The organism is Microcoleus sp. PH2017_09_SFU_O_A (assembly GCF_020738625.1).
Taxonomy (GTDB): domain Bacteria; phylum Cyanobacteriota; class Cyanobacteriia; order Cyanobacteriales; family Microcoleaceae; genus Microcoleus.
Genome location: NZ_JAEQCF010000178.1, coordinates 1 through 2,643 on the forward strand (window position 1 = coordinate 1; position 2,643 = coordinate 2,643).

1 protein-coding gene is annotated in these 2,643 nt (G+C 44.2%); it reads left to right on the forward strand.

Features of this window, described 5'->3' with window-relative positions; translation table 11 throughout:
* The first annotated feature begins 697 nt into the window (after window positions 1-697).
* Window positions 698-2,515 carry a group II intron reverse transcriptase/maturase gene (gene ltrA, locus JGK16_RS32435; RefSeq protein ID WP_293193991.1) on the forward strand — a complete coding sequence of 606 codons (1,818 nt, stop codon included), beginning with the start codon at window positions 698-700 and terminating at the stop codon, window positions 2,513-2,515.
* Window positions 2,516-2,643: the final 128 nt, after the last annotated feature.

Below are 2,643 nucleotides of genomic sequence, written 5' to 3' on the forward strand. Positions count from 1 at the left end.
ATTGTGAATGCAGACTTAAATGGTGCTGCCAAGTGCGATTCGTTCAGTCGAAACCGAGAAATCGGGGGATGACTGGCTTCTACAGGGTAATCCATCAGGATTGAGGAAAGCACTTTAATCCCTTGTAGATGATAACTTAATAACCTTGCAGGTGAGCGTCAGTATCCTAGAAAGCGTCAAATCCTGCCCCTCAGACGTAGAGGTGAAAGCATATCCCCCACTGTAGAGACTAGCCATCAATCGGTGAAGCGGGGATAAAAGCGGAAAGAGCTACTAGCCTAAAAAGTGGTATCCCGTGAGCAAGTTCCTATGGATAACGAAAGTGAAGTCACTGCCTGAATCACCGTTACTCCGAACCAGCGAAATAAGGCTTCTTGCGCTGGTAGTCCCAAAAGGGCATTAGTACAGGGTGGTATGAGGATTTTGCCCGACATACCTACGTTACCCAAAAACTCGGTGAAAAGGTGACATCCTAATGGAACAAACCAAAGGTTATGAGGAACGAAGTAACCCACCTGATTACTCTCGGAGAGGTCGAATACTCCGAGCAGTCAGCTAAGACGAAACCTCTGGATTATCCAGGTAACAGGTGGTAGAGATTGAGTCAGAAGCCAACGCCTCACTGTAATGGTGAAGGATATGCTAACGGACTCACGGTAATACGGATGGTATAGCTACAATTCGCAATGTAAATGTCATGAACACGGCAATAAAACCGATGTATGAATGGAGCGATATCAACTGGCGAAAGCTAGAACGTAACGTCTTTAAGTTGCAAAAACGGATATATCAAGCGTCTAATCGTGGTGATGTCAAGCTAGTACGCAAACTCCAGAAATTGTTGATAAGTTCTTGGACAGCAAGAGCATTATCGGTTCGTCGGGTAACTCAGGATAATCAAGGGAAGAAGACGGCTGGTGTGGATGGTGTGAAATCGCTAACCCCAAAGCAACGTTTCGCCTTGATAAATAAAATATCACTGGGTTCTAAGGTTAAGCCAACACGCCGAGTTTGGATACCCAAACCAGGGACAGATGAGGAAAGACCATTAGGCATACCGACAATGGAAGACCGAGCTTTGCAAGCGTTAGTCAAACTGGTTTTAGAACCAGAATGGGAAGCGCGATTTGAAGCTAACTCATACGGCTTCAGACCTGGGCGCTCATGTCACGATGCTATCGGAGCAATATTCTTGGCAATAAAGCAAAAATCAAAATATGTGCTGGATGCCGACATTAGCAAATGCTTCGACCGCATTAACCATGATGTACTTCTCTCAAAATTGAATACCTATCCTACCTTATGGAGACAAATCCGAGCTTGGTTAAAAGCTGGTGTAATGGATGGAAACAAGCTGTTCCCAACTGATGAAGGTACACCACAGGGCGGGGTGATTTCACCTCTACTTGCCAATGTCGCCTTACATGGGCTTGAGGAATTGATTATGGGTTTAGCCCCAAAATTCGAGATGAGAGACTCTCGTGGTCATACTTGTGGATTACGAGACAAAATCAAATCGATTTCACTGATAAGATATGCTGACGATTTCGTAGTCCTCCATGAGGATGTAGAAGTCGTAAAGCTGTGTAAGGTTGAGATAGAGAAGTGGTTAAGTGACATTGGGTTAGAACTAAAACCGAGTAAAACAAAGATAGCCCATACCCTGAATAGACTAGATGGGGAAGAATCTGGATTTAACTTTCTAGGATTCAACATCAAGCAGTTTCCAGTAGGAAAATATAACTCGGGAATAGGGACTAGAGGTGTCTTATTGGGTTTTAAAACTATTATCACCCCCAGTAAGGAAAGCCAGAAGAGGCACTACAGAAAAGTTGCAGAAGTAATAAATAAGTCGCGTGGCTTAAATCAAGCGACTTTAATTAAGAATCTCAATCCTATCATACGGGGTTGGTGTAACTACTTCTGTTCAGTCGTCAGCCAGAAAATATTTGCAAGGCTGTGGCACTTAGTGGTTTGGAAGCTCCTCAAATGGGGTCGTCATCGTCATAGGAACAAAGGCAGAGGGTGGATACGCCTTAAATACTTCAAAACCGTAGAAGGCAATAACTGGGTGTTTGCAACCGGAGAGGGTAACAATCCTTATGCGCTAATACAACATAGCTCCACGGAAATAAAACGCTATGTAAAGGTAAAAGGAAAAGCATCCCCCTACGACGGTGACTGGTTATATTGGAGTTCAAGAATGGGAGTACACCCCGAAATACCTGCGAGAGTGTCTAAACTACTCAAGCGTCAAAAAGGGAAATGCACCCACTGCGATAACTACTTCAAAGATGGAGATTCGATAGAAGTTGACCACATCATCCCTAAATCGAAAGGTGGAAGGGAATCTTATGATAATTGGCAACTACTCCATCGACATTGCCACGACACAAAGACCGCCAACGATGGCAGTCTCGGTAACAAATCTAGCTGTAAAAGTGCTAAACCTAAGCCACCAGTGGAACCAAGCCTTTGGGTTTGGGAAAACGATATGTTGGTAATGACGTACTGATGACAACAGCCGTTTTATTGAGGAGCCCAATGATGGGAAACTATCACGTTCCGTTTTGGAGAGCAGTGGAGGGGGCGACTCCTTCACTGACTTTAATTATTTTGAGAAAAGTAGCCAGTAAGTTAGGT